The 25,893-nt window shown below is 70.9% G+C and carries 25 protein-coding genes and 1 pseudogene; 8 read left to right on the top strand and 18 right to left on the bottom strand.

The features are described 5' to 3' along the window. Positions 1–46: 46 nt before the first annotated feature. Positions 47–355, bottom strand: a complete 309-nt coding sequence (locus tag ACFVTC_RS32675; protein ID WP_390132076.1) for a hypothetical protein — start codon at positions 353–355, stop codon at positions 47–49. Between the two features lie 50 nt (positions 356–405). Beyond that, positions 406–981: pseudogene (locus tag ACFVTC_RS32670) on the bottom strand (transposase); the annotation flags it as partial. A gap of 289 nt (positions 982–1,270) precedes the next feature. Here ACFVTC_RS32670 and ACFVTC_RS32665 point away from each other — a divergent pair. Then, the gene (locus ACFVTC_RS32665; protein WP_390132075.1) at positions 1,271–1,663 is read left to right on the top strand and encodes a hypothetical protein; all 393 of its coding nucleotides are present in this window, start codon (positions 1,271–1,273) and stop codon (positions 1,661–1,663) included. Between the two features lie 39 nt (positions 1,664–1,702). Next, positions 1,703–1,870: a hypothetical protein gene (locus ACFVTC_RS32660; protein ID WP_390132074.1), complete on the top strand. Its 168-nt coding sequence runs from the start codon at positions 1,703–1,705 to the stop codon at positions 1,868–1,870. 248 nt (positions 1,871–2,118) lie between these two features. Here ACFVTC_RS32660 and ACFVTC_RS32655 read toward each other — a convergent pair whose 3' ends face one another. The 3 genes from ACFVTC_RS32655 to ACFVTC_RS32645 all read right to left on the bottom strand — a co-directional run bounded on the left by ACFVTC_RS32655 (position 2,119) and on the right by ACFVTC_RS32645 (position 4,586). Continuing rightward, entirely contained in the window at positions 2,119–2,796 is a 678-nt protein-coding gene (locus ACFVTC_RS32655) for a DUF6193 family natural product biosynthesis protein (protein ID WP_390132073.1), read from the bottom strand. A gap of 256 nt (positions 2,797–3,052) precedes the next feature. Beyond that, positions 3,053–3,256 carry a hypothetical protein gene (locus ACFVTC_RS32650; protein WP_390132072.1) on the bottom strand — a complete coding sequence of 68 codons (204 nt, stop codon included), beginning with the start codon at positions 3,254–3,256 and terminating at the stop codon, positions 3,053–3,055. A 745-nt stretch (positions 3,257–4,001) separates the two neighbouring features. After that, complete coding sequence (locus ACFVTC_RS32645) at positions 4,002–4,586, bottom strand: flavodoxin family protein (RefSeq protein WP_390132071.1); 585 nt, start codon at positions 4,584–4,586, stop codon at positions 4,002–4,004. Between the two features lie 100 nt (positions 4,587–4,686). Here ACFVTC_RS32645 and ACFVTC_RS32640 point away from each other — a divergent pair, with 100 nt between their 5' ends. Continuing rightward, positions 4,687–5,094, top strand: a complete 408-nt coding sequence (locus tag ACFVTC_RS32640; RefSeq protein ID WP_390132070.1) for a winged helix-turn-helix transcriptional regulator — start codon at positions 4,687–4,689, stop codon at positions 5,092–5,094. A gap of 61 nt (positions 5,095–5,155) precedes the next feature. Here the strand turns inward: ACFVTC_RS32640 and mutM are convergent, their stop codons facing one another. From mutM to recG, 8 genes are all read right to left on the bottom strand, one after another. Beyond that, positions 5,156–6,016 carry a bifunctional DNA-formamidopyrimidine glycosylase/DNA-(apurinic or apyrimidinic site) lyase gene (gene mutM / locus ACFVTC_RS32635; protein WP_390132069.1) on the bottom strand — a complete coding sequence of 287 codons (861 nt, stop codon included), beginning with the start codon at positions 6,014–6,016 and terminating at the stop codon, positions 5,156–5,158. 185 nt (positions 6,017–6,201) lie between these two features. Continuing rightward, a complete protein-coding gene (gene rnc, locus ACFVTC_RS32630) occupies positions 6,202–7,059 on the bottom strand; it encodes a ribonuclease III (protein ID WP_390132068.1) in 858 nt (285 codons plus the stop codon). A 19-nt stretch (positions 7,060–7,078) separates the two neighbouring features. Continuing rightward, positions 7,079–7,252: a 50S ribosomal protein L32 gene (gene rpmF / locus ACFVTC_RS32625; RefSeq protein WP_006139588.1), complete on the bottom strand. Its 174-nt coding sequence runs from the start codon at positions 7,250–7,252 to the stop codon at positions 7,079–7,081. Between the two features lie 2 nt (positions 7,253–7,254). Next, complete coding sequence (locus ACFVTC_RS32620; RefSeq protein ID WP_168534098.1) at positions 7,255–7,911, bottom strand: DUF177 domain-containing protein; 657 nt, start codon at positions 7,909–7,911, stop codon at positions 7,255–7,257. 133 nt (positions 7,912–8,044) lie between these two features. After that, positions 8,045–9,115, bottom strand: a complete 1,071-nt coding sequence (locus ACFVTC_RS32615; RefSeq protein WP_390132067.1) for an ATP synthase F0 subunit B — start codon at positions 9,113–9,115, stop codon at positions 8,045–8,047. A 99-nt stretch (positions 9,116–9,214) separates the two neighbouring features. Beyond that, positions 9,215–9,694 carry a pantetheine-phosphate adenylyltransferase gene (gene coaD / locus ACFVTC_RS32610; RefSeq protein ID WP_211118255.1) on the bottom strand — a complete coding sequence of 160 codons (480 nt, stop codon included), beginning with the start codon at positions 9,692–9,694 and terminating at the stop codon, positions 9,215–9,217. Positions 9,695–9,720: 26 nt separating this feature from the next. Beyond that, positions 9,721–10,308 carry a 16S rRNA (guanine(966)-N(2))-methyltransferase RsmD gene (gene rsmD, locus ACFVTC_RS32605; protein WP_390132066.1) on the bottom strand — a complete coding sequence of 196 codons (588 nt, stop codon included), beginning with the start codon at positions 10,306–10,308 and terminating at the stop codon, positions 9,721–9,723. Positions 10,309–10,481: 173 nt separating this feature from the next. Further along, on the bottom strand, positions 10,482–12,698 hold the full coding sequence (recG, locus tag ACFVTC_RS32600) for an ATP-dependent DNA helicase RecG (RefSeq protein ID WP_390132065.1): 2,217 nt from the start codon (positions 12,696–12,698) through the stop codon (positions 10,482–10,484). A gap of 165 nt (positions 12,699–12,863) precedes the next feature. On the opposite strand from recG, the gene ACFVTC_RS32595 reads away from it, so the two are divergent. Continuing rightward, positions 12,864–14,702 carry an HSP90 family protein gene (locus tag ACFVTC_RS32595; RefSeq protein ID WP_390132064.1) on the top strand — a complete coding sequence of 613 codons (1,839 nt, stop codon included), beginning with the start codon at positions 12,864–12,866 and terminating at the stop codon, positions 14,700–14,702. Next, positions 14,699–17,740, top strand: coding sequence for a tetratricopeptide repeat protein (locus ACFVTC_RS32590; RefSeq protein WP_390132063.1), 3,042 nt, complete (start codon positions 14,699–14,701; stop codon positions 17,738–17,740). Before ACFVTC_RS32595 ends, ACFVTC_RS32590 begins: the two co-directional genes overlap by 4 nt. Before the next feature lie 364 nt (positions 17,741–18,104). Here ACFVTC_RS32590 and ACFVTC_RS32585 read toward each other — a convergent pair whose 3' ends face one another. After that, on the bottom strand, positions 18,105–19,874 hold the full coding sequence (locus tag ACFVTC_RS32585) for a DAK2 domain-containing protein (protein WP_390132062.1): 1,770 nt from the start codon (positions 19,872–19,874) through the stop codon (positions 18,105–18,107). A gap of 260 nt (positions 19,875–20,134) precedes the next feature. Here ACFVTC_RS32585 and rpmB point away from each other — a divergent pair, with 260 nt between their 5' ends. Next, a complete protein-coding gene (gene rpmB, locus ACFVTC_RS32580; protein WP_168530407.1) occupies positions 20,135–20,320 on the top strand; it encodes a 50S ribosomal protein L28 in 186 nt (61 codons plus the stop codon). Positions 20,321–20,540: 220 nt separating this feature from the next. Here rpmB and ACFVTC_RS32575 read toward each other — a convergent pair whose 3' ends face one another. Then, the gene (locus tag ACFVTC_RS32575; RefSeq protein WP_168530406.1) at positions 20,541–21,506 is read right to left on the bottom strand and encodes a thiamine-phosphate kinase; all 966 of its coding nucleotides are present in this window, start codon (positions 21,504–21,506) and stop codon (positions 20,541–20,543) included. A 206-nt stretch (positions 21,507–21,712) separates the two neighbouring features. On the opposite strand from ACFVTC_RS32575, the gene ACFVTC_RS32570 reads away from it, so the two are divergent. Together ACFVTC_RS32570 and ACFVTC_RS32565 are read left to right on the top strand one after the other, a co-directional pair. Continuing rightward, complete coding sequence (locus ACFVTC_RS32570) at positions 21,713–21,946, top strand: Lrp/AsnC family transcriptional regulator (protein ID WP_003997603.1); 234 nt, start codon at positions 21,713–21,715, stop codon at positions 21,944–21,946. Positions 21,947–21,966: 20 nt separating this feature from the next. Further along, a complete protein-coding gene (locus ACFVTC_RS32565) occupies positions 21,967–22,461 on the top strand; it encodes a DUF3515 domain-containing protein (RefSeq protein ID WP_390132061.1) in 495 nt (164 codons plus the stop codon). A 143-nt stretch (positions 22,462–22,604) separates the two neighbouring features. Here ACFVTC_RS32565 and ACFVTC_RS32560 read toward each other — a convergent pair whose 3' ends face one another. The 3 genes from ACFVTC_RS32560 to ACFVTC_RS32550 form a co-directional block, all read right to left on the bottom strand. Next, complete coding sequence (locus ACFVTC_RS32560) at positions 22,605–23,762, bottom strand: D-alanine--D-alanine ligase family protein (protein WP_390132060.1); 1,158 nt, start codon at positions 23,760–23,762, stop codon at positions 22,605–22,607. Positions 23,763–23,919: 157 nt separating this feature from the next. Continuing rightward, a complete protein-coding gene (locus ACFVTC_RS32555) occupies positions 23,920–24,930 on the bottom strand; it encodes an NAD(P)H-dependent glycerol-3-phosphate dehydrogenase (RefSeq protein ID WP_390132059.1) in 1,011 nt (336 codons plus the stop codon). Further along, the gene (locus ACFVTC_RS32550; RefSeq protein ID WP_390132058.1) at positions 24,927–25,757 is read right to left on the bottom strand and encodes a lysophospholipid acyltransferase family protein; all 831 of its coding nucleotides are present in this window, start codon (positions 25,755–25,757) and stop codon (positions 24,927–24,929) included. The genes ACFVTC_RS32555 and ACFVTC_RS32550 overlap by 4 nt, the downstream gene beginning before the upstream one ends. Positions 25,758–25,893: the final 136 nt, after the last annotated feature.

Below are 25,893 nucleotides of genomic sequence, written 5' to 3'. Positions count from 1 at the left end.
GGGCCGGTTGGCTCCGAGACTTTAGACACCTCACGTTGCTATGCCGTCAAGTTTTTGGGATGAGACCTCCGTTCACACCGCGGTCGTAGAGCCGCCGGTGCCACTCGTTGGCGTGGGGTCCGGGGTCGGTGGTCAGGACGGGGTTTGGGCCGGTCTCGATGAGGTGAAGCAGAGCCCAGGCGACGCCGTAGCAATCGTCCGGGCCGAAGCAGGAGACCAGCGCTCGGGCTTCCTCGCCCGTGACCGGCTTCGGAATCGCTTCGAATTGCTCGACGCGCCTGTCGATCTCCTCTTCGCTCGCGTCCCAGTCGGGGAGCGGGCCGTCGGCGACGAACGCCTGCACTTCAGGTCTCATGGGTGAATGATCAGCTTCCATCGCCAGCGTGAGCAAGGTGCCTTCGCTGTTCAGGCTGCTGCCGCCTCTGCCTGCGATGGTGCTGGGAACGCAGATTGCTCGTCGAAGAGTTCGCGGCGTTGGAGGCAGTGGTAGAGCTGTCCGATCATGCGGTTGAAGAGGTTGCGCTGGGCGGCGGCGTGCCAGTCTCCGTGCTCGCGTCGTCGCCGGTAGTGGGCGTTGGCTCCGGTGGATGCTCGGAGTGAGGCGAAGGCCCAGAGGTAGCCGGCGTGGTTGAGCCGGTCGTTCTTCACCCATCGCCGTGTGATGGTCGACTTCTTGCCGGAGGCCCTGGTGATGGGCGAGGAGCCGGCGTATGCCTTCAGGCCGCGTGCGTCGGCGAAGCGGGTCTGGTCGTCCCCGATCTCAGCCAGGATCCGGGCGGCGAGCTGGATGCCGAGCCCGGGGAAGCTCAGCAGGATTTCTGCGTCCGGGTGCTGGGGGAATACCTCCTCCACCGCGTTGGCGAGCTGGTCGGCGGCGGTGCAGGCGGCTTCCAGCTGGATGAGGAGGGCGAGCATCTGCTTGCCGAGCGCGTCCTCGACCAGTGGCGGCTGGTGGGCCCACTCGGCAGCCACGAGGTGTCGCGTTCCCGGCCCTCGAACGCACCCAGGAACTACCGCTCCTTCGGAACGTCCTTAACAAGGGATTAGGCAGCCACCATGGGGCGAGCCTCGAAGATCATGGCCCCAACGTCATGCTTTAACGGGCAGGTCCACAGACTGCCCGACTCGCCGGAAGCTTCAGGGGCCATGATCACTCGCCCCATGGCAGCTCCCGCCCAAAGTCTCGGAGCCAACCTCTCAACGTCGTCGACCACAGGCCGGCGGACGTCGATGACGAGTGGCCTCACCTGGGCGTATACGATCCCCGGCCATGAAGCGTTCGATGATCGCGCTGGTCAGCGCAGGAGCAATCACAGTCGCCCTGGGCGGCTATGCCGTCGGAGCGACGCAGCACGACGACGCGTCCGAGCAGTCGACCACGTGCGCGCAGGCGAACCAGGACTTCGAGGCGCGGGCCGGCCAGTTCCGGAAGCAGCAGCAGCGGATTGCGAAGGGGGGAGACACCATCAGGCAGTACGAGATCGCCACGGCACGGCTGAAAATCCTCAGCACGATCGTGCGACAGAATTCGACCTGCTTCGACGCCGGAACGCGCGCGACAGCGGCGTATCTCCAGCAACACCCATCCGCGAGCCAGGAAGACGCGGCCGCGTGTGAACTCGCTGGCATCCCCTCCAAAGACTGCACAATCTCCGTTGACTGACATGAGCGTCTGCCGTTCGAAAGCCCCTGGAAGCGCCCAGTGAACACCACCATTTTCCTGCTGCGCGACGCGCTGGGCCTTGGTGCCGCTCTGGTGCTCATGTGGGAGCTGAACCGCCAAGCTTCGGGACCGGGCTGGAGGAAGCCACGGGTCTTTACAGCTGTGGGGGCTGGGCTACTTGCCGCGCTGCTGGCCGCCTACGCCTAGAGGGCACCAGTCGACGTGCCCCTCTCGTGCCCGTTCGGTCGGGAAACAGCGGGGAGTCACGGACACTAGTGGACACTGGCCACGAGAACGGACCCTGACCGATTTACCTGGTCAGGGTCCGTTTCTGCTGGCGGTGGGTGTGGGATTTGAACCCACGGGTGACTCGCGCCACGACGGTTTTCAAAACCGCGGACCAGAGCCAGACGGAGCCTGGCGACGCTCGGCCTCGATCCCCGCTTACCAGGCGCTCAGCCAAGCGAACGGAAACAGGCTGCCGCGACCTCAAGTGCCTCGTCCAACGACGTCACTTCCCTCCGGAACTCACCCGGGAACATGGTCACTCGGTAGTCGGCTTCCGACAGCGGTGTGACCTTCACCAGGCCGGCGTCCATCTCGAATGGCTTCCGGCTCAGCATCAAGCTCCCGTGGCTGATGTCCGGGTAAAAGTGACGCAGTTCAGGATGGTCGTGGGCCGCCTGAATGAACGGCCGATCACTCAGGTGCCATGCGCTGGAGAGAAGCTGCCTCCACTTGGTAGGGACCGGGTTGCCGTCTTCAAACGCCTGCGCCAGTTCGCTCCAGCTCATAAATGGGAAGCGTTCATGCAGCTCCCGCAGAGTGCATCCTCGGCGCCACAAGGCTGCCGCTTCCACCACGGCGGCGAGTTCGTCCGTCCAACCACTCGTCAGCGGGAAGGTCCTGTGGCGCTGAAACCGCACATGGATCATCCCGTCCGAGCGCAGGGACACGAGGATCGGCCCCCTGTCGCTGACAGTCTCCACCTCGTCATAAGAGCCAGCCACTGACCGGACCACGCCCAGGTCAAATCCTTGCGTCATCGCGATGTGCTGCATGCGTTGGGCCAGGTCGTCCTGCTGCGTAGCATCGGAATCGGTCGCCCCCGCGCCTTGGTCACCTGTCGTCATGCCCGCCCCCTGCGAATACGCCCCACACTCCACACAGGACGATAGTCGGGCAACCGAGGGCGGACCGAGGGTTAAGGATCGGTCCGTGCCACAACCGTGCCAGATCGGGCGGGGAACTGCGGGAAACTGCGGATGCCGGCAGCGAACACAGCAGGCATCCGGCGAAGTATGGATGTCGCAGGTCAGGCCCCAACTCGCCCCACCCCGCTCCTAAAGCGGTGATCGACGGCCGTGCGTCCCACCGGTGCGCCGCCAATCAGGAGTAGAACCCCCGGCCGTACTCCTCGGGCGCGACGGTGAAGTCATCTGGGCGATCGCGGCGCAGTTCCTCATACCGGGCCGCGAACACGTCGATGGCTTCGTGAATCGTGCAGCCCAGCGTTTCGCGGATCGTCTTGAGCGCGAACACGATCCGGCGATCGAGGATGGCGCGGTCGACGCTCGTCGGCAATGCAGTCACGGGGCCTCCAGAGCAGTTGTACAGCAGCGGAGTACAGCAACCACCGCAACCGCAGTCAACTGATATCGGTCCCAGATGGCGCCGCATCCGGCCGTCAGTCGCGGGCGGCCGTGGGGAGCGAGCGAAGGACGGAGCGGGTCGGTGGCGGGGCCGGAGAGAGTTCTCGGTCGGCTGCCGGTGCTCGGGGTTTTCATAGTGCCGGCCGCGGGACTGGAACGCTTTCCGTCCCTGTTCGTCGGAGCGGAGTCGTACCCGATGTGCGGGTACCCTCCCCTGCCGGCCGCAGAACTCCATCGGGAAGCGAGTACGAGACGGTGGCTCCTGCCGGCCGGCGTCGTGCTGGCCGTGGCGGCACCGGTCATGTCGCGGGTACGCCGTTGGCGGGTTCTTCCCGTGCTCACGCCGGCCGCGGTTTTGACCTTGGTGGTTCTGGCGGACGGTCACGCCGCGCGGGCGGACGACGTCGCGGCGCGGATCATGGCATCCCAGACCTGCGACGAACCCGGGACCCTGTACGAAACCTCCCGAGGCTGGTTCGACTGGTGAGCACCTTCCGGGCCGCCTCCGGGCCGTCCGGGGTGAGGAAGGCCACACCGACGCCTGACACCGGCAGGCCAGTTTCCCGAGCCCCCGCGCCTCGCGGGCCGCTGTCCCGCGGTCGATGGACGACACCTCGCCAGTACGGCTCCGGCCCGGCATCCGGTTGCTTCGTCACCGAAGAACGCCTGGGCGCTCCCGTCGTCGCCTACGCGGCCGCGCGCCCCAGCGAGAACGCCCGTGCCGCCTCCGCGACCCGGCGGCCGAGGTGCTCGGCCGTCGCGATGTCGGCCTTGTGCACGGTCTCGGGGCCCTCGTCGACGTTGGTCTGCGCGGCGGCGCCGGCGAAGACGCCGAGGCGGTTGAGGTCGTGCTCCGACGCCGAGCTGCTGTTCCAGCCCGGGTGCAGACCGAGGTTGATCCAGTTCATGCCGTGCTGCGCGGCCAGGATCTGGAAGAACTGCAGGGTGTGCAGCTTGTCGCCGCTCTTGGAACCGGAGTTGGTGAACCCGGCGGCGAGCTTGTCCTGCCAGACCTGCCCGAACCAGCGCTTCGAGGACGCCTCGGCGAAGACGTGGAAGGCGCCGGACGCCGTGCCCATGTAGGTCGGCGAGCCGAAGACGATCGCGTCCGAGGCGTCGAGGCGTTCCCACTCGGCGTCGGTGATCCCGTCGATCTTGATCAGGTGGACCTCGGCACCGGCCTCGGCCGCTCCGGAGCGGACAGCCTCGGCGAGAACGGCGGTGTGGCCGTAGCCCGAGTGGTAGGCGATGGAGACAACAGGGGTGCTCACGATAGGACTCCTCCAGGTGGTGACAACGAACAAAAGGAAAGCACTAACTTCTAGTTAGTGCAACCTTCTGGTTAGCGCTGTCCCGGAGTATGGTGATGTCATGGAAATCGCCGTGCCCACCGCCGAGAGCGGTGAGTTTCAGGACCTCGCCTACAACGTGTTCGCGCGCAGCTGCCCGTCCCGGGGCACGCTGGAGCACGTGACGGGACGCTGGGGATCGCTCACGCTCGGAGCGCTGCACGGCGGCACGTTCCGCTTCAACGAACTGCGGCGCCGGGTAGACGGCGTCAGCGAGAAGATGCTCTCCCAGACGCTGCACGCGCTGGAGCGCGACGGCCTCGTGCACCGCGACGCCCAGCCGACGAACCCGCCGCGCGTCGACTACACCCTCACACCGCTCGGCCAGGAGGTCGCGGAGCGTCTGCTCACCCTCATCCACTTCCTGGAGGGGCGCATGGACGACGTCCTGGAGGCGCGGGAGCACTACGACGAGACGCGTGAGGCCTGAGGGGACGAGAAGGTCTTCGCGGGCGTGCCGTCGCCGAGGGCCCTTCGGGCGGGCGTCGGCGTCAGCCGGTGACCCGGGGCGGTCGTTGGCAGCGGGGGCAGAAGTAGCTGGACCGGTTCATCCAGGCGCGCCGGCGCATGGGCGTGCCGCACCGGCGGCAGGGCTCGTCCTCGCGCCCGTAGGCGTCGAGTGAGCGGTCGAAGTAACCGGACTCACCGTTGACGTTGACGTACAGGCTGTCGAAGCTGGTGCCGCCGACGGCGAGGGCCTCGTTCATGACGTCACGGATGTGGCCGAGGAGTTCGGCGGTTTGCGGCCGGGTGAAGCCGGCCACCGGGCGCTCGTAGTGGAGCCTGGCGCGCCAGAGCGCCTCGTCCGCGTAGATGTTGCCGACGCCGCTGATCAGCGACTGGTCCAGCAGGGCGCGCTTGATCGTCGTGCGGCGGGCGCGCAGGGCGGTGTGGAACGCGGCATCGTCGAACAGGGGGTCGAGCGGGTCGCGGGCGATGTGCGCGATGACGTCCGGCAGGCCGTCCGGGGTGGTCTCGTGCAGGGAGAGGCCACCGAAGGTGCGCTGGTCGACGAAGCGCAGTTCGGTGCCCTGCGCGTCGTCGAAGCGGACGCGGACGCGCAGGTGCTTCTCGTCCGGGGCGTCCTCCGGCTGCACCAGGAGCTGACCGCTCATGCCGAGGTGCGCGAGTACGGAGAACGGTGAGTCGTCCAGGGGGAGCCAGAGGTACTTGCCGCGGCGCATCGCCGGTCCGACGCGCTGCCCGGCGAGTGCCTGGGCGAAGCCCTCGGGTCCGGCCTGGTGACGGCGTACGGCCCGTGGATGGCGTACCTCGGCCGAGGTCACGGTCCGCCCGCTGACCCAGCGCTCCAGGCCGCGCCGCACGACTTCGACCTCGGGCAACTCGGGCACGGCGCTCCTTCGGAATGTGGTTGCGGGGATGCTCGAACCCCGCCGCGGCACGGACGCTGCGACGGGGTTCGGGCCCTGCGGTTACTGCGCTACTGCTGGTGCCGCTGTTCCCGCGGGACCACTGACACCGCTGAGGGGCGGGGTCCGCGGTCGCCGCGGGTGCTGCCGGCGTTCTTACGAAGGAATCAGGCCGTGGCCGGATCGCTGGTCGGAGCCGAGGGGGCGTCGGTGGCCTCCTCGGCGGCCTGGGCTGCCTGCTGAGCGGCCTGAGCCACCTGCTCGGCGGCCTGGGCCGACTTCGCGCGCTCGTCCGCGGCGGAGCGGATAGCACGCCACGCGGACTCCGCGGCCTGCTGCTCCGCCTCCTTCTTGCTGCGGCCGGTGCCGGTGCCGTACGAGACGCCTCCGACGCGGGCGGCAGCAGTAAAGGTCTTCTCGTGGTCGGGGCCGGTCTCCGAGACCAGGTACTCGGGTACGCCGAGCCCCTCGGTCGCGGTGAGCTCCTGGAGACTGGTCTTCCAGTCCAGGCCGGCGCCCAGGTTCGAGGACTTCTCGATCAACGGGTCGAAGAGCCGGTGGACGAGTTCGCCCGCCGCTTCCAGACCCTGGTCGAGATAGACCGCGCCGATCACCGCTTCAAGGGTGTCGGCGAGGATGGATGCCTTGTCCCGGCCTCCCGTGCCTTCCTCGCCCCGGCCGAGCCGGATGAAGGAGCCGAGTTCGAGGCCGCGGCCCACTTCCGCCAGCGCACGCGAGTTGACCACCGCGGCCCGCAACTTGGCCAGCTGGCCTTCGGGCAGGTCGGGGTGGGTGCGGTACAGCGTGTCCGTGACCACGAGGCCGAGCACGGAGTCCCCGAGGAACTCCAGCCGCTCGTTGGTCGGCAGACCGCCGTTCTCGTACGCGTAGGAACGGTGGGTCAGCGCGCGCACCAGAAGGGCGGACTCGAGCTTGTACCCGAGCCGCCCTTCCAGAAGCGTGTGGGACGAGGCTGTGTTCTCCGCCTTTTTCTTGGCGTTTGGTTCCGCCTTGGCGTCAGACATCAGACCTCTCACCGGCCGCTCAGACCTCGAGGACCTGGCGCTTGTTGTAGGTGCCGCAAGCCGGGCACGCGATGTGCTGCAGCTTGGGCTCGTGGCAGCGCTCGCACGCAACCAGGGTGGGGACCGCAGCCTTCCACTGCGACCGGCGGTGGCGCGTGTTGCTGCGCGACATCTTCCGCTTCGGAACAGCCACGGCTACTTCTCCTGCTTCTCGTCGACGTGCGCTGATGGAAGCGCGCCGCCGCTCAACTCGTCCTTCTCGCCGTCTCCGGATGAACCAGCGAGTCCCTGCAGTGCCGCCCAACGGATGTCGACGGCGTCGTGGTGGTGGTCCGGGTCGTCCGCGAGCCGGGCTCCGCACTGGGAGCACAGGCCGGGGCAGTCGTCCTGGCACACCGGCTGCATCGGCAGTGCGAGCACCACCGCATCACGCAGCACGGGTTCGAGGTCGAACAGGCCGTCCTCGATGAAGAGCATGTCCTCGTTATCCGTGGATTCCCCGGCGTCGTCGGCCGGATCCGCTTTGGCGCGGCCCCGGTCGTCGGCGTCAGGGTACGAGAACATCTCCTGGAAGTCCGCGGCGAGCGACTGCTCGAGCGGCTCCAGACACCTTACGCACTCCCCCTCGACCCGTGCACGGGCGGTGCCTGTGACGAGCACACCTTCCATGACCGACTCGAGCCTGAGTTCGAGCTCCACCGGGGTGCCTTCCGGCACTCCGATGACTCCCTGGATCCCGAGATCCCTGGGGGCCTCGATCGTGCGGGTCAGGCGCTGCAGCGCACCAGGACGCCGGCCCAGCTCGTGTGTGTCGAACACGAGAGGGTTGCGGTGGTCGAGGTGGGTGTTCAGAGCCGTTCCTGCTTTCGATCTTCAAAAACTCGTGGGGCGCCGCCCCTGGTGTTCCCGGGCAGCGGTGATCGCGGACGTACACGCGACCGAAGAGCCAGGATACTGGACCTTTCGCTCTCGGCCCAATCCGGTGTCAGCGCCCCTGTTCGTACGCCCGCAGCTGCTCGGCGCTGATCATGGTGGTGTCGAAGAGGCTGGTCTCGTCCAGGGCGTTCGCCTGCGGGTCCAGGGCGTGCGTCGGCTGCTGCGGATAGCCCTGCTGACCGCCCTGGTCGTACGCCTGCTGCTGGTCGTAGCCGTGCTGCGGGTAGGCGGCGTACGGATCGGCCTGCTGGTAGCCGTACGCGTCCTGCTGGGCGTACTGCTGCTGGTAGCCGTAGGGGTCCGCCTGCTGCTGGTACGCGTAGGCGTCCTGCTGCTGCGCGTAGGACGGCTGGGCCGGCACCTCGGGGCTCTGGACGACCCGCTCGGGGACCTCCGAGAGCTCGGCGAGGCCGGCCAGGTAGTCGGCGTCACTGGTGTGCTGGACGGGGGTCCCGTCCTCGGCGAAGGCACCCAGGTCGCCCAGGTCGTCGCTGGCGATCCGGCCGTGCAGCTTCTGCCGGCCGCGGCCGACGGCCTCCAGGGTCTTGGCGAGGACGGCCTCGAAGGCGCCGAGCTTCACGTCGACGTAGTCGTCGGCGTTGCGGCGCAGCGTCTCGGGGTCGTGGCTGCGCTCGGGGGCGTCCTCGTCCTCGTAGCCCTGCTCGTCGATGCCGGGACCGGTGCCGAGGAGCTTCTCGCGGCCCCGGCCGACGGAGCCGAGGGTCTTGGTGAGGACGACCTCGAAGTTGGCGAGCTTGGAGTCGACGTAGTCGTCGGCCTCGGCGCGGATCTCCTCGGCCTCCTGGCGGGCCTCGGCGAGAATGCGGTCCGCCTCGTTCTGGGAGCGGCGGGCGACCTCGGTGTCGGAGATCAGGGAGCCGCGCTCGGCGTGCGCGGTCTCGATGATCCGGTCGGCCTCCATGCGGGCCTGCTCGACCATCTGCTCGCGGCCGCCGATGAGCTCCTCGGCCTGGGCGAGGGAGCCGGGCAGGGCCTGGCGCACCTCTTCGAGCATCGAGAGCAGCTCGGCGCGGTTGACCACGCACGAGGCCGACATGGGCATGGAGCGGGCGCTGCCGACCGCCGAGACGATCTCATCGAGCTTCTTCTGCACGTCCACCGTGTGCTCGCCACTCTCTACAGCTGTGATGGAGACGGACGGTTCGACTGTACGACCACTCCCGCCCCACCCGACACCGGGTGACGGACTGTCAGCCCGTCAGTCCTGGCCGAGCCGCCCCTTCAGCGCCTCCAGGACCACCGGCGGCACCAGGTGGGAGATGTCGCCGCCCCAGGTCGCGACCTCCTTGACCAGCGAGGAGGAGAGGAAGCTGTAGGTGGGGCTGGTCGGGATGAACAGCGTCTCCACGCCCGAGAGGCCGTTGTTCATCTGGGCCATCTGCAGTTCGTAGTCGAAGTCGCTGACCGCGCGCAGTCCCTTGACGATGGCGGGGATGTCCCGCTGCTTGCAGAAGTCGACGAGCAGGCCGTGGTAGGGCTCGACCTGGACGTTGCCGAACTCCGCGGTGACCTCGCGGATCAGCTCGATCCGCTCGTCGACGGTGAACAGGCCCTGCTTCGACTGATTGATCATCACCACGACGTGCACGACGTCGTAGAGCCTGGAAGCGCGGGCGATGATGTCGAGATGTCCATTGGTGATGGGGTCGAATGACCCCGGACAGACGGCGCGGCGCAACTGTGGTCCCTCGCTCTCCGGTCCGGTCATCGTGCGTCTTCGCACGTAGAGGCGGCGCGACCGTACCAAAAGGTCCCCTCGCCGTAACGACGGGCCCGGAGCGCGTCAAAACCGTCCGGCCACCTGAATTCGCCGCCTCTGGTGCTGCGCTCCACGGTGACGAGCGCATCGCTCGCGAGCCAGCCCTGCGTCCGGAGTGTGAGCAGAATCTCGCGAAGATCGTCGTCCGGCACGGCGTAGGGCGGGTCGAGGAAGACGAGGTCGTACGGTTCCGCGGGCGCCGGCGCCTGAATGATCTGTTCCGCTTTGCCCGGCCTGACTTCGGCGCCGGGCAGGCCCAGGGCCTTCACGTTCTCCCGGATGACGCGGGCGGCGCGGGCGTCGGACTCGACGAGCAGGGTGTGTCCGGCACCGCGGCTGAGCGCCTCCAGGCCCACGGCGCCGGAGCCCGCGTACAGGTCGAGCACGCGCTCGCCCTCCAGCGGGCCGCCGAGCAGGGACTGCCAGGTGGAGAAGAGGCCCTCGCGCGCCCGGTCGGAGGTGGGCCGGGTGCCGGTGCCCGGCGGGACGGCCAGACGGCGTCCGCCGGCCCGGCCGGCGATCACGCGGGTCATGAGGGTCCTTTGCGCTGGTGACGTGTCGGCTGCCAGTGTCTCAGCCGGAGCCCGGATCCCGCCTCCCCGCGTCCGGGTGCTTCCCGGGCAGGGACGCTTCCCGGGCGGGGCTCCCGACGGTCACTGTCCGCCTGGTCGGCCCGCGCGGCTCCCGTCGGCCTCGGGAGTTCCCGTCAGCCCTTGTCGAGATACTGCTCGCGTTCCTCGTCCAGGAGCGCCTCCAGGGCGGTGCGCAGACCCGGGAACCCGGCGAGCTCCGGGTCGGCGGCGACGACCCCGGCCGCCTCCTCGCGGGCCTCGGCGATGATCTCCTCGTCCTCGATGACGGTGAGCATGCGCAGCGACGAGCGGACGCCGGACTGGGCCTGGCCGAGGACGTCGCCCTCACGGCGCTGTTCGAGGTCGATGCGCGAGAGTTCGAAACCGTCGAGTGTGGACGCCACCGCGTTCAGCCGCTGACGGGCCGGGCTCGCCTCGGGCATCTCGCTGACCAGCAGGCAGAGTCCGGCCGCGGAACCCCGGCCGACCCGGCCGCGCAGCTGATGGAGCTGGGAGACACCGAACCGGTCGGCGTCCATGATCACCATGGCCGTGGCGTTCGGCACGTTCACACCGACCTCGATGACGGTCGTGGCGACCAGGACGTCGGTCTCGCCGGCGGCGAAGCCGCGCATCACGGCGTCCTTGTCGTCGGGCGGCATACGGCCGTGCAGGATCTCGACCCGCAGCCCCTGGAGGGGGCCCTTGGCCAGCTGCTGGGCGATGTCGACGACGGCGAGGGGCGGGCGCTTCTCTGCCTCGTCCTCGGGCGACTTCTTCTTGGCGCCCTTCTTCGGGTCGTCCTCACCGTCCCCGATGCGGGGGCAGACCACGTAGGCCTGATGGCCGTTGCCCACCTCCTCGCGCACGCGCTCCCAGGCGCGGGCGAGGAAGTGCGGCTTGTCCGCGGCGGGGACGACATGGCTGGCGATCGGTGAGCGCCCCGCGGGGAGCTGGTCGAGGACGGAGGTCTCCAGGTCGCCGAAGACGGTCATCGCGACCGTGCGAGGAATGGGCGTGGCGGTCATCACCAGGAGGTGCGGGGGCTGTTTGCCCTTGCCGCGCAGGGCGTCGCGCTGCTCGACGCCGAAGCGGTGCTGCTCGTCGACGACGACCAGGCCGAGGTCGTGGAACTGCACCTTGTCCTCGATCAGCGCGTGTGTGCCGATGACGATGCCGGCCTCGCCGGTGACCAGGTCGAGCAGCGCCTGCCGGCGCCCCGCCGCCCCCATGGACCCGGTGAGCAGCACGACCTTGGTGGAGTGCTCGGCGCCGCCCAGCGTCCCGCCCTCGGCCAGCTCCCCCATCATCTCGGTGACCGACCGGTGGTGCTGCTGGGCGAGCACCTCGGTGGGCGCGAGCATCACGGCCTGCCCGCCCGCGTCGACGACGGCGAGCATGGCGCGCAGGGCGACCAGTGTCTTCCCGCTGCCCACCTCCCCCTGGAGCAGCCGGTGCATCGGATGCTCCGTCGCGAGGTCGTCGAAGATCTCCTTGGAGACCTTCCGCTGGCCCTCGGTGAGGGTGAAAGGGAGCTTGGCGTCGAAAGCGGTGAGCAGGCCGTCCGGTGCGGGCACGCGGGCCACGGCCGGGAGTTGGGCGTCGGCATGGCGTCGGCGGGCCAGGGCGACCTGGAGGACGAATGCCTCGTCCCACTTGAGGCGGGCGCGGGCGTCGCCGATGTCCGCCTTGGTGTGCGGACGGTGGATCTTGAGGAGGGCCTCGGGGAGGGTCACCAGGCCGCGGCCGTCACGCAGGGAGTCCGGCAGCGGGTCGACGGCTTCCTGGGCGCTGGGCAGTACCGTCTGGACGGCCTTGGCCAGCTTCCAGGACTCCAGCTTGGCGGTGGCCGGGTAGATCGGGATGAGGGCGCCGGCCCAGCTGTCCACGCTCTCCACGGCCTCGTCGCCGTCACCGGTCAGCAGCTCGTACGCCGGGTGGGCGAGCTGGAGGCGGTGGTTGAAGACGGACACCTTGCCCGAGAACATCGCGCGGGTGCCGGGCAGCAGGTCCTTGTGGGGCTTGTGCACGCCGTTGCCGAAGAAGACCAGCTGGAGGCGACCGCTGCCGTCCGTGATGGTCACCTCCAGGCGCTGGCCCTTGCCGCGCGGTGCCTTGGAGGAGGCGAAGGTGTGCAGGCGCGCGTCGGCGACCTGGGCGACCACCGTCACATGCTCGTCCATGGGCAGGTCGGCGAGGTGGGTGAGCTGTCCGCGCTCCTCGTATCTGCGCGGATAGTGGTGCAGGAGATCACCGACGGTGTGCAGGCCGAGATGCTCGGCCATCACCTTCGCGGTGGGGGGACCGAGCACCTTCTTCAGTGGTTCATCGAGCGCGGGCACGAGATCCATTGCACACCACACCACCGACAATGCCGTATACGTCCTGGAAATCCGCTGGTCAGGCGGCTCGTTCGGGCCTAGGATGGCGCGCTCCGGACCTCTTCGCGGTCACCGTCCGCCGGGACCGCCCGACCCCGCGCCGTCGCCCGTCCCCCCACCCTCGGCGCAGCGACGATGGACTCCCAGACCTCACAGCCATCCCAGGCATCCCCGTCACCCCATTCGTTCCAGGTCGACCTGCGTGGTCTGGTGGACCTGCTCTCCCATCACCTGTACTCGAGCCCCAAGGTCTATCTGCGCGAACTGCTGCAGAACGCCGTGGACGCGATCACCGCCCGGCGTGCCGAACAGCCGGACGCGCCCGCCACCGTGCGGCTGCACGCGGCGGGCGGCACCCTGCGCGTCGAGGACTCCGGCATCGGGCTCACCGAGTCCGACGTGCACAGCCTCCTCGCGACGATCGGCCGCAGCTCCAAGCGGGACGACGGCATCCAGGCGGCCCGCTCCGACTTCCTGGGGCAGTTCGGCATCGGACTGCTGGCGTGCTTCGTGGTCGCCGAGCGCATCCGGGTCGTCAGCCGCAGCGCCCGGACGCCCGACGCGGCGCCCGTGGAGTGGACGGCGACCGACGACGGCTCGTACACCGTGCGCACGCTGCCGCAGGAGGCCCGTACCGAACCGGGCACCACCGTGCACCTGGTGGCGCGCGCCGGAGCCGGCGAGTGGCTCACCGAGGAGCGGGTGCGGTCACTGGCCCGCGACTTCGGCTCCCTGCTGCCGTACGACGTACGCGTCGGCGACGAGGCGATCGCGGACCTTCCCACGCCCTGGGACCGCGCCCACCCGAGCCCCGCCACCCGCAGGGTGGCCCTGGCCCGGCACTGCCACGAGCTGTTCGGCTTCACTCCGCTGGACTCGATCGAACTGAACGTGCCGCTCGCGGGGGTACGGGGCGTCGCGTACGTCCTGCCGACGGCGGTCAGCCCCGCGCAGCGCGCGAGCCACCGGGTGCATCTGAAGGGCATGCTGCTGACCGAGCGGGCCGAACAGCTGCTGCCCGACTGGGCGTTCTTCGTGCGCTGTGTCCTGGACACCGACAGCCTGCGGCCCACCGCGTCGCGCGAGTCGCTCTACGAGGACGAGACCCTGGCGGCCGTGCGCGAGGCCCTCGGCGAGCGCATCCGGTCGTGGCTGACGGGACTCGCGGCGGGTGACCCGGAGCGGCTGGCGGCCTTCCTGTCCGTCCACCACCTGGGTGTGAAGTCCCTGGCGCGGCACGACAACGAGATGCTGCGCACGATGCTGCCGTGGCTGCCCTTCGAAACGACCGACGGACGGCTGTCCCTGGAGGAGTTCGCGCTCCGCCACCCGGTGGTGCACTTCACGCGCACGGTGGAGGAGTACCGCCAGGTCGCGCCCATCGCCTCCGCACAGGGCATCGGTGTCGTCAACGGCGGTTACACCTACGACAGCGAGCTGGTGGAGGCGCTGCCCTCGGTGCGTCCGGGCGCGGTGGTCGCGGAGCTGGACGCCGACACCGTGACGGCGCACCTGGACGCGATCGACCCCGCCGAGGAGCTGGCCCTCTCGGGTTTCCTGGCGGCCGCGCGGGCCAAGCTCGACCCGCTGGGCTGCGACGTGTCACTGCGTGCCTTCCACCCGCTCTCGGTCCCGGCCCTGCACCTGGACGACCGGGCGGCCCGCCACGAGCAGGCCCGCGCGCAGGCGGAGGAGCAGGCCGACGACCTGTGGGCGGGCATTCTCGGCTCGCTGCGGGGCAGCGCTCCACGCGCGCGTCTGGTGCTCAACCATCTCAACCCGCTGATCCGGCGCATCAGCTCACTGCGCGACCCGGAGCTGATCGGCACCGCCACCGAGTCCCTCTACGGCCAGGCCCTCCTGATGGCGCAGCGCCCGCTGCGGCCCGCCGACTCGGCGCTCCTGAACCGCTCGTTCATCGGCCTCCTGGAATGGGCCACCCACACCGACACCGGAGAGGACGACCGCGGATGAGCGGCCCGGCCATGGACTTCGACACCCTGCGCCAGGCGATGGGGGACAACTACGAGCAGCCGGAGGGGCCCGCCCGCAACGCGCGCGCGGAACAGCTGCTCGCCGAGGCGGAGAAGCTGGACATCCCGCTCGCCGTGATCGAAGCGCTCGGACACCAGCTGAAGGTCTACAACTACAGCTCCGAGAAGGACAAGATGTTCGTCCCCTTCGCGCGCCTGCTGCGCCTGTGGGACGAACACCCCGAGGACTTCGACGAGTACGAGATCCACTCGCTGCACTGGGTCTTCAAGTGGATGTCGGCCGGCATGCTCGACCAGCCGCACATCCCGCTCGCCTCCATAGAGAAGTGGCTCGGCGAGATGGAGTACCGCTACCGGCTCGCCGGTCACTCCGAACGGGCCGTGCGCGGCGCCGAGTTCAGCGTGTCCGCGCACCTGGGGGACACGGAGCGAGCGGAGCGGGCCCATGCCGCCTGGCTGGCCGCCGACCGGGACAGCATGGCGGACTGCCACGCGTGCGAACTGCACAGCCAGGGATGGTGGCGGGCCGAGCGCGACGCCGACACGGAGGCGCTGGAGCTGTGGCGCCCGGTCCTGGAGGGCGAGCACAGCTGTGCCCACGAGCCGCACACCGTACTGGCGTCCTCCCTCGTCCCGCTGCTGCGCCTGGGCCGCCTGGAGGAGGCCCGTGCCCATCACCTCCGGGGCCTGCGTCTGGTGCGCCCCATGGAGAGCATGCGCGCGGCCTACGCGGACCACGTGGAGTTCTGCGCGCTGTCGGGGAACGAGGCGCGCGCCCTGGAACTGCTCGCCGAGCGGCCCGCCTACTTCACGGACTCCGGCGACCCGCGCAGCAAGCTCGACTTCATGGCCGTGACCGCCCTGGTGATGGACCGCCTGACCGCGCTCGGCCTCGGCGGACGGACGGTGCCGGGACCGGCCGGGCGCGCGTGGACCGCGGCCGAACTCGCCGTCCACGCGCGCGAGCAGGCCCTTTCCCTCGCGGCACGCTTCGACGCGCGCAACGGCACGTCGTACGTCAGCGGGCGTGCGCGGGCGCGGATGGACCGGCGTCCGCTGGTGGACCGGCTGCCGCTGGGCGTGCGCTCGGCACGGCACGTACCGACGGCCACGGCCGCCACCGCGTCGGACCCGGACGCGCGTCCCGGGTCCGTCCCGAGCCCGGACAGGGCACCGCGGCCGGGGAACGACGGCCCCGAGCCGGCCTTCGGGCCCGACCTGCCCGCGCTGCTCGCCGAGGCCCGGCGGCTGTCGCAGTCCCGCAGCCCGGACGCCGTGGCGGCCTGGGCGGCGGTCGCGCGCGCGGCCGAGGGCCGGGAGCTGGAGGTCCGCGACCGCGCGGAGATCGCCGACCACGCGGCGATGGAGCGCGGGCCCGAGGGCATCGGGCTCTTCCACGAGGCCGCGGAGCTGTACGACGCGGCGGGCGACCCCGGGGAGGCGCTCGCAGCTCGGGCCCGCGCCGCGTACGTCCTCGCCCTCGTCGGCGGGTCCGAGGAGGCGCTGGCGGCCGTCACCGAGTTGCACGGGAAGGCGCTCGCGCTGTTCGCGGACGGCGGGACGGGCGTGTCCCAGACGGCATCCGTGCTGGTGGGACGGGCCCGGATCCTGGTGCACCGGGTGCAGGAGGGCGGCGACGCGGACGGGTCCGGGCCGGGTCGGCCCGATGCGGCCGACGCCGACGGGGTCCGGGCCGCCGAGGCGGCCGTACGGGAGCTGCTGGCACTCGCCGAGCCGCATGTCGCGGACGTCCGGATGGCCTCGCGGGCCGCGGAGGCGCAGGCGATGCTCGGCGAGCTCGCGGCGCATTCCGGGGACGCCGCGGCCGCCGCGGAACTGCTCGGACGCGCGGCGGAGGCGTTCGTGGCGGCCGGACTGCCGTCGTTCGCCGTGGAGTACGAGTCCCGGCTCGCCGGAATCGCCAGGCACCTGGGCGACGCGCGGGGTGCCGAGCGGGCCGCACGGGCCGCGCTGGAGCACGGCGGGCCCCGTCTGGAGCCGATGGGGCAGGCGCAGCTGCACCTCCAGCTCGCCGAGATCCTCGGCGAGACCGACCAGGACGCCGCCGCGGAACACGCGCTGGAGGCCGCGCACTGGGCCGACGAGGCCGGGCAGGGACCCACGCTCGGGGCCTGGGCCCGCCACCAGCTGGGCGGCTTCCTGCTCCGGCAGGGGCGTTGGGCCGAGGCCGCGGAGATCCTGGAGTCGGCGCTGCCCGATCTGACCGGTGACATGCACGGTGACGGTGCCATCGTGCAGACACGGTGGTGGCTCGGCGACTGTCTCACCGAGCTCGGTGAGCACCGGGCCGCGGCCGAGAACTGGCTGCGGGCCGCGGACATCGCCCGGCACTGGCCCGAGCAGCGCGACCACGCGATGCTCGCCCATCTCGCCGCCGAAGCGCTCGGTCGCGCCGGGCTGCCCGCCGAGGCGGAGCGGGCCTACGTGCGGGCCGGGGACCTGTGGCGGGAGCTCGGCAACGTGCACGCGCTGGTCCGGTCGCTGCGGGCGCGGTCCTGGGCGTCCTTGCGTACGGGTTCGGGGCTGGACGCGGCGCGGGAGCTGATGGCGGAGGCGGTGCGGGAGTGCGAGGAGGGGGTGCGGGCGCTCTCCGGGACGGGGAGCGAGGAGGACCCGCGGGGCCCGGTCGCCCTCCGTCTCGCCTCCGAACTCGGGCACACGCACCGGCAGTTCGGTGATCTTGTCGCCCGGTCGGTCACCGACGACGCGCAGGAGGGCGTCGCCCGGGGGCTCTTCGAGGAGGCGTTGGGTCATGTCACGCGAGCCGTATCGGTGTTCGCGTCCCTGGGGGACGAGGGGCTGGACGCGCGGACCGGGGCGGAGCTTGCCGCGGGGTGGCTGGAGGCGGACCTGCTCCGGCCCGCCGCCGCGGCCGCGCGGGCACGTGGTGTTCTGTCCGCCTACGCCGGGGCGTCGGAGGGGGACGAGGTCGCGGGGGCACGGTGTGCCGAGGCGGAGAACATGCTGAGGATGATGGAGGAGCGGGGTAAGGAGTGAGGCGTGGGGGGGGTGACCGGAGCGGGGACCCGCGTCCGCCCGCCGGTCAACCACCTTGCCTTCGCCCCCGCCGCCCCTACCCGTCCCATCCCGTTCCTGGGGGCTCCGCCCCAGACCCCCGTCCGGCCTTGAGGGCCTTGTCCTCAAGCGCCGGACGGGCTGATGGTGCGGGCCTGTGCTGAAAGGCTGACGCCCAGGCCATGCATTTCAGCCCGTCCTGCGTTTGAGGACGAGCCCTTCGGGCGATGGCGGGGGTCCAGGGGCGCAGCGCCCCTGGCGGGGGGGCTGGGGGCGGAGCCCCCAGGGATGGGACGGGTAGGGGCGGCAGGGGCGAAAGAACCCCCCGGGGATCGGACGGGCGGTGCTACTCCACGCCGATCAGCAGCAACGCACCCTGCCGACCCCCCCGATACACCACCGTGTCGACCGCCAAATACGTTTCCCTGACCCGGGATTCGAGACGCGCCGCGATGGCACCGGGCGCCTCGTCACCGAGAACGAGCGTCACCATCTCACCCCCGGCGGCGAGCATGCGGTCGATGACCGCCTCGGCCGTGGCCGCGACGTCCGCGCCGATCACGGCCACATCCCCCTCGATGAGACCGAGGACGTCCCCGGCCTGGCAGATCCCCGCCATGGTCCAGGACTGCCGCTCGGCGACGGCGACCTCCGCGTACCGGGTCGCGCCCGCCGCCGAGGTCATGGCGACGACGTCCTCGTCGAAGCGCCGCCCCGGCTCGTGCACCGCCAGCGCGGCGATGCCCTGGACCGCGGAACGGGTCGGGATCAGCGCGACCCGCACCCCCTCCGTACGGGCCTGCTCGGCCGCGGCCGCCGCGGTGTGCCGCAGGTCGGCGTCGTTGGGCAGCAGCACCACCTCGCGCGCGTGGGCCCGCCGTACGGCGTCCACGAGCTCCCCGCTGGCGGGCGGCTCGCCGGGCCGCGCGAGCACGGTGGTCGCCCCGGCCTCGGCGTACAGCCCGGCCAGTCCCTCGCCGGGTACCACCGCCACGACGGCCCGCTGCGCCCGCTCCCGGGGCGGCAGCCCCGCCGCACCCGCGGTGTGCGCGTCACCGAGCCCGAAGTGCGTGATCCTGATGCGGTGTGGCCGCCCGGCCTCCACGCCCGCCTCCACCGCGGCGCCCGCGTCGTCCACGTGGACGTGGACGTTCCACAGTCCGTCGCCGCCGACGACCACGAGCGAGTCCCCGAGGCGGTCGAGCCGGTCGCGCAACCGCGTCACGGCCGTGTCCTCCGCCTCCAGGAGGTAGATGACCTCGAAGGCCCGGCCTCCGTCGTCCGGCCGGTCGTCCGCGCACCCGGCGTCGGCGCTCCCGGCGTCGACGCCGGGAGCGGGACGGGCGCCGGCGGCCCCGGTGGCCTCGGTCTCGGGCCCGGCCGCCACGGCCACGCGCGTGCGCACCTCTCCCAGCGCCCACCCCGCGCGCGGGGACTCCCCCGTGAAGGTCTCCACCAGTGCCGCGAGGACCGCCACCAGCCCCCGCCCACCCGCGTCGACCACACCGGCACGGGCCAGGACGGAGAGTTGCCGGGGGGTCGCCACGAGGGCCGCCCGCGCTCCCTCGTAGGCCGCGCGCGCGACCGTGCCGCAGTCCCCCTCGGCGCCGCCGGCCGCTTCGGCGGCGGCGGAGGCGACCGTGAGGACGGTGCCCTCGACCGGGTGCGCGACGGCGTCGCGCGCGGAGTCGGCGGCCTGCCGCAGGGCGAGACGGAGTGCCTCGTCGTCGGTGCGAGCGCTCTCACCGCCGGCGGCCAGCACCAGCGCCATACCGCGCAACAGCTGCGCGAGGATCGTCCCGGAGTTGCCGCGGGCCCCGATCAGCGCCCCGTGCGCCATCGCCCGCACGGCGTCGGCGAGCGTGGGCCGTCCCTCCCCCGCGCTCGCGCGGCCGTCGCCCGTCTCGGCGACCGTCTCGTGGCCCGCGAAGACCGCCTCCACCGCCGCCGTCGCCGACTCCACGGTCAGATAGAGGTTCGTCCCGGTGTCCCCGTCGGCCACCGGATAGACATTGATGGCGTCGATCTCCTCGCGGGCCCGTCCCAGCGCCTCGAGCGCGAGGCCGCACCAGGTGCGCACCGCGAGAGCATCCAATGTCTGCGGCACCTGCGGCACCTGCGCCTCCTCGAGCTGCTGGACGTGGGACGCAGCGTAGACCCAGAGCGGGTTACTGTCGGTAGCGGGTCCGGAGGAGGGCCGGGGCCGGTCCCGGGGCGGCCATGGTAGTTTCGTTCTCCGGACGCAGTCGTTGTATGCTGCTCCAGTTGCCCGATTCCGATCGGGTCTTCCCCCTGGCACCGCCACTCAGATCCTAGATCTTGATCCCGGCATGCCGGGATCCACCGTAAGTGCATCTGAAGTCTTTGGAGTGACCCGTGGCTGCCAACTGCGACGTCTGCGGCAAGGGGCCGGGCTTCGGCAACAACATCTCGCACTCGCACCGCCGTACGTCCCGCCGCTGGAACCCCAACATCCAGCGTGTACGTACCGTGGTGAGCGGGACGCCGAAGCGCGTGAACGCTTGCACCTCGTGCATCAAGGCCGGCAAGGTGACGCGCTGACAACCGCCAGCGCGCGGCCACTGCTGGTTCGCTTGCACTGAACCCGTCCACCTCACGGTGGGCGGGTTTTTTGCTGTCCGCGCACAGGTTGTACGGGATACAGGCGCACGGGACACAGGCGCACTGCACACGGACTCCCGGGCCAGGAGCGCCCGGGACAGGGACGCGTGGGCAAGCGCGGCGCACGCCCTCGACGCGCACCGCACCGGCCCCGACGGGCTCACGACTCGATGTCGCCGAAGTGGTCCCAGCCACCCTTGCTGGTCCACGGTGCGCCGTCCACCGTGACCTGCGGCAACGCGGAGGGGTTGAGGACCTCTCCGATCACCTTCCAGCGCGCGGGCAGCTTCACGTCCGGCGGGAAGGCGGCCACGATCGCGTGGTCCTCGCCGCCGGTGAGCACCCACTGGATCGGGTCGACGCCGACGGCCTGGCCGATGTCGTTCATCTGCGACGGGATGTCGATGGCGCCCGAGCGGATGTCGATCCTGACCTTGCTCGCCTCGGCGATGTGCCCCAGGTCGGCGATCAGCCCGTCGCTCACGTCGCACATCGCCGTCGCGCCGAGCCCGGCGGCCGCGGGACCCGCGTGGTACGGCGGTTCGGGGCGCCGGTGCGCCTCGACGAAGGCCCGCGGCGAACGGAAGCCGCGGGAGAGCACCGCGTGCCCGGCCGCCGACCAGCCCAGCCAGCCCGTCACGGCGATCACGTCGCCGGGCTGTGCGCCGCCCCGGGTCACCGGTTCGTGGTTGCGCAGATCACCGAGCGCGGTGATCGCGATGGTGATGGTGTCACCCCGTACGACATCGCCGCCGACCACGGCCGCGCCCGCGACCTGGCACTCGTCGCGCAGCCCGTCCATCAGCTCGGACGGCCAGGTGGCCGGCAGTTCGGCCGGTACGACCAGACCGAGCAGCAGCGCGGTCGGCACGGCGCCCATCGCGGCGATGTCCGCGAGGTTCTGGGCGGCCGCCTTGCGCCCCACGTCGTACGCCGTCGACCAGTCGCGGCGGAAGTGCCGGCCCTCCAGGAGGATGTCGGTGCTCGCCACGACCCTGCGGTCGGGCGCGGCCACCACCGCGGCGTCGTCGCCGGGGCCGACCCGGACCGCCGGGGTGGTGGTCAGACGCGAGGTGAGCTCCTTGATGAGCCCGAACTCCCCCAACTCGCCCACGGTGCCCTTCATCGTCGTACTGCTCCCTCTGCCACTACCGGTGCCCGGTAGCGAGCCGTCTCTGTCCTCGGTACGGTCGAGTTGACCGTCAACTTGTGCAGTCCGCGCACCCCGGCGCGCAAGCCCCAGTCCTCGCGGGTCTCCCCGCGGCGAGCGGCGACGCGATACCGTGGCGTTCCTTTTCCCCACATGATCCTCGTGGCCGCCCTGGAGGTTCCGTGGTACAGGCGTACATCCTGATCCAGACGGAGGTCGGCAAAGCGTCGACCGTCGCCGAAACGATCAGCAAGATCCCGGGGGTGATCCAGGCCGAGGACGTGACAGGACCGTACGACGTGATCGTGCGGGCCCAGGCCGACACCGTGGACGATCTCGGCCGCATGGTGGTCGCGAAAGTCCAGCAAGTGGATGGCATCACCCGCACCCTGACCTGCCCGGTGGTGCACCTCTAGCCCCCGTCTACCCTTGGCCGGTGAACTCTTCCCGTCACCGGCACACCACTCTTCTCGGGCTGCCCGTTCTCGCCCTGCTGATCTCCGCCACGGGCTGCTCCTCAGCAGACGACGGCGCCTCGGCCGTGGTTCCCGGTCCGGACGCGAAGGTCTCCGCGCTGTGCCGGAACCTGGACAAGGTGCTGCCGAAGAAGGTGGACGGCCTCGACCGGAACGATCCCGAGCCCCGGTCCGCGCTGACCGCGGGCTGGGGAAGCCCGGCGATCATACTGCGCTGCGGTGTCGAACGACCCTCGAAGATGAGCGACGAGGACGCGCTCAGCGGCGAGGTGAACGGCGTCGGCTGGCTGATGGAGAAGCGGAGCGACGGGGCGTACCGCTTCACCAGCAGCCTGCGCCGGGCGTACGTCGAGGTCAGCGTGCCGAAGAAGTGGGCCGAGCGGGACGGTTCGGCCGCGCTCGTCGATCTGGCGGCGTCCATCAAGAAGGCGATCCCCGCGGGGATCGCCGACTGAGACGAACGGACGGAACCCGACCGGACCTGACGGAACGAGCCGGGCCGGACCACAGTGGCCGGACCCGATCGGGGCGACCCGACCCGACCCGACCCGACCCGCCGGAGTGACCGGACCGGACCGGAAAGGCCCGGGTCCAGGGACTAGCGCAGGCCCGTGGAGCGCCGCAGCGCGGCCTGCACCAGGAGATCGACCAGTTCCGGGTAGCCGACCCCGGTCTCCTGCCACATCCGCGGGTACATGGAGATCGGCGTGAAGCCCGGCATCGTGTTGATCTCGTTGATCACGAACTCACCGTCCTCGGTGAGGAAGAAGTCCGCGCGGACGAGACCCTCGCACGACGCCGCGTCGAAGGCCTCGACCGCCAGGCGCCGCACCTCGGCGGTCTGCTCCTCGGTGAGCGGCGCGGGCACGATGCCCGGGGCCGAGTCGATGTACTTCGCCTCGAAGTCGTAGAAGTCGTGGGACTGCACCGGCGGGATCTCGGCCGGCAGGCTGGCGCGCGGGCCGTCCTCGAACTCGAGGACCCCGCACTCGATCTCACGGCCGCGCAGCAGCGCCTCCACGATGATCTTCGGGTCGTGGCGCCTGGCCTCCTCGAACGCCTCGTCCAGGCCCTCGAAGGAGTCGACCTTGGTGATGCCGAACGAGGAGCCGGCGCGGGCGGGCTTGATGAACAGCGGCCAGCCGTGCTCCCCCGCGAACTCCGCGATCCGCTTGCGGGCGCCGGCCGGGTCGAGCTCCCACTCCCGGGGACGGATCACCGTGTACGGGCCCACCTTCAGCCCGAAGGAGGTGAACACCCGCTTCATGTACTCCTTGTCCTGGCCGACGGCCGAGGCGAGCACGCCCGAGCCGACGTACGGGACCCCGGAGAGCTCCAGGAGGCCCTGGAGCGTGCCGTCCTCGCCGTACGGGCCGTGCAGCACGGGGAAGACGACGTCGACCTCGCCCAGGGCCTTGGGGACGGATCCGGGCTCGCTGTAGACGACTTCGCGGTTGGACGGGTCGACGGGCAGGATCACGGCGCCCTCGTCCGACTCCGCGAGGAGGTCCACGCTCGGCTGCTGCCGGTCGACGATGGCCATCCGCTCCGGCTCGTCGGCGGTGAGCGCCCAACGGCCGTCCAGGGTGATGCCGATCGGCAGGACGTCGTACTTCGTACGGTCGATGGCGCGCAGGACGGCGCCGGCCGTGACCACGGAGATCCCGTGTTCGGAGCTGCGCCCGCCGAAGACGACGGCCACGCGCGGCTTGCGAGGCGCCTGCTCAGGGCTCTGGGGGAGGTTCTCGGTGCTCATATCGCGTTGAGAGTACCCGGTGGTACGGCGCTGAGTCAGCGCCCCGCTGCGGCCGTTGCTCAGCGTCGCGCGAGTGGTCGCACAGCGTTGATCCGCGGTGCCGCGGGAGCCGCCGTGAAGGGCTGTCCGGCCGGTGCCGGGGCGGCACTGCGACGGCTCAGCGGCGTTCGGGCTTCGCGCTGCGCGACATCAGTTCCTTGAGCGCGACGACCGGCGGCTTGCCCTCGTGGACGATGCCGACGACCGTCTCGGTGATGGGCATGTCGACACCGTGCCGGCGGGCCAGATCCAGCACGGACTCACAGGACTTGACACCCTCGGCGGTCTGCTTGGTGACGGCGATGGTCTCCTGCAGGGTCATGCCCCTGCCGAGGTTGGTGCCGAAGGTGTGGTTGCGCGAGAGGGGCGACGAGCAGGTGGCCACCAGGTCGCCCAGGCCCGCCAGTCCGGAGAAGGTCAGCGGGTCGGCGCCCATGACGAGCCCGAGCCGGGTGGTCTCGGCCAGCCCGCGCGTGATGAGCGAGCCCTTGGCGTTGTCCCCCAGGCCCATCCCGTCCGCGATACCGACGGCGAGACCGATGACGTTCTTGACCGCGCCGCCGAGTTCGCAGCCCACCACGTCGGTGTTGGTGTACGGCCGGAAGTACGGGGTGTGGCAGGCGGCCTGGAGGCGCTGGGCGACCGCTTCGGAGGTGCAGGCGACGACGGCGGCGGCCGGCATCCGGGCGGCGATCTCCCGCGCGAGGTTGGGCCCGGTGACCACGGCGACGCGGTCGGCTCCGACCTTGGCGACGTCCTCGATCACTTCGCTCATCCGCATGGCGGAGCCGAGTTCGACGCCCTTCATGAGGGAGACGAGCACGGTGTCCGCCTCCAGCAGCGGCACCCAGCCGGCGAGGTTGGCGCGCAGGGTCTGCGAGGGCACCGCGAGCACGGTGAAGTCGGCGTCGCGCGCGGCCTCGGCGGCGTCGGTGGTGGCCCGCAGGTTCCCGGGGAGTTCGACACCCGGCAGGTAGTCCGGGTTCGTGTGCGTGGAGTTGACCGCTTCGGCGAGTTCCGCGCGCCGCCCCCACAGGGTGACCTCGCACCCCGCGTCGGCGAGCACCATGCCGAAAGCCGTACCCCACGACCCGGACCCGAAGACGGCCGCCTTGACGGGCTTGCTCACGTGCCCTGCCCCTCTTCCCGCTGTGCCTGCACCTGCGCCGTTCCCTGGGCGTGGGTCCGGGCATGGGCCTGCGCCCGCGCCTGGGCCTTCTCCTGGGCCGCGGTGCGGCGGCGCTGCTCGATCCGCACCTGACGCGGGTCGTAGGGCGTCCCGGGCGCCTTCTCGCCGCGGATCTCCTCCAGCAGCGCGGTGACGGCGGCCATGATGACCTCGGTGGCCTCCTTGAGGAGGTCCGGGCTCATCTCCCTGTCGTAGAAGCGCGAGAGGTCCACGGGGGGACCCGCGAGTACCTGGTGGGTCTTGCGCGGAAGGAGGTTGGGCTTCTTGGCGTACGGCGGCAGCAGTTCGTTGGCGCCCCACTGGGCGACCGGGATCACCGGGCACTTGGTCTGCAGGGCGACCCGCGCGGCGCCGGTCTTGCCGGTCATCGGCCAGCCGTCGGGGTCACGGGTGAGGGTGCCCTCGGGGTAGAACGCGACGCATTCGCCGCGCTCCACGGCGTCGATCGCGGCCCGGAAGGCGCTCAGCGCGTCGGTGCTCTCGCGGTAGACGGGGATCTGTCCGGTGCCGCGCATCGCGGCCCCCACGAATCCCTTCCTGAAAAGCCCGGCCTTGGCCAGGAAACGCGGAACACGCCCGGTGTTGTACTGATAGTGGGCATACGCGAACGGGTCCACATGCGAATTGTGGTTCACCGCGGTGATAAATCCGCCCTCGGCCGGAATGTTCTCCATTCCGCGCCAGTCCCGCTTGATCAGAACCACGAGCGGCGGTTTGCAGAGAACCGCTGCGAAGCGGTACCAGAAGCCGATTCTGCGGCGGGGCACGCGGGCACCTTCCTCTTAGAGCCTGGGGGGCCGGACAAGTGTCGCCCCAGGCCGCCAGTCTGTCGAGAACACCGTACGCCCCGACGTCCGGACCGCCAGGGCCACCGGGTCACAATGGGCGCGACAAGGCAGGAAC

The sequence above is a fragment of the Streptomyces sp. NPDC057950 genome (assembly GCF_042887295.1).
Classification (GTDB): Bacteria; Actinomycetota; Actinomycetes; order Streptomycetales; family Streptomycetaceae; genus Streptomyces; species Streptomyces kaempferi.
Note: the sequence above shows the minus strand (reverse complement) of the source record. Positions and strands in the feature narration are given on the sequence as shown.

Excerpts from the sequence above, each read along its gene's own strand:
- ACFVTC_RS32675 (WP_390132076.1), bottom strand. The coding sequence starts at position 355 with ATGAGACCTGAAGTGCAGGCGTTCGTCGCCGACGGCCCGCTCCCCGAC.
- ACFVTC_RS32560 (WP_390132060.1), bottom strand. The coding sequence starts at position 23,762 with ATGAGCACCGAGAACCTCCCCCAGAGCCCTGAGCAGGCGCCTCGCAAG.
- ACFVTC_RS32590 (WP_390132063.1), top strand. The coding sequence starts at position 14,699 with ATGAGCGGCCCGGCCATGGACTTCGACACCCTGCGCCAGGCGATGGGG.
- rnc (WP_390132068.1), bottom strand. The coding sequence starts at position 7,059 with ATGTCTGACGCCAAGGCGGAACCAAACGCCAAGAAAAAGGCGGAGAAC.
- ACFVTC_RS32595 (WP_390132064.1), top strand. The coding sequence starts at position 12,864 with ATGGACTCCCAGACCTCACAGCCATCCCAGGCATCCCCGTCACCCCAT.
- ACFVTC_RS32575 (WP_168530406.1), bottom strand. The coding sequence starts at position 21,506 with ATGAAGGGCACCGTGGGCGAGTTGGGGGAGTTCGGGCTCATCAAGGAG.
- ACFVTC_RS32640 (WP_390132070.1), top strand. The coding sequence starts at position 4,687 with ATGGAAATCGCCGTGCCCACCGCCGAGAGCGGTGAGTTTCAGGACCTC.
- ACFVTC_RS32655 (WP_390132073.1), bottom strand. The coding sequence starts at position 2,796 with ATGACGACAGGTGACCAAGGCGCGGGGGCGACCGATTCCGATGCTACG.
- rsmD (WP_390132066.1), bottom strand. The coding sequence starts at position 10,308 with ATGACCCGCGTGATCGCCGGCCGGGCCGGCGGACGCCGTCTGGCCGTC.
- recG (WP_390132065.1), bottom strand. The coding sequence starts at position 12,698 with ATGGATCTCGTGCCCGCGCTCGATGAACCACTGAAGAAGGTGCTCGGT.
- ACFVTC_RS32665 (WP_390132075.1), top strand. The coding sequence starts at position 1,271 with ATGAAGCGTTCGATGATCGCGCTGGTCAGCGCAGGAGCAATCACAGTC.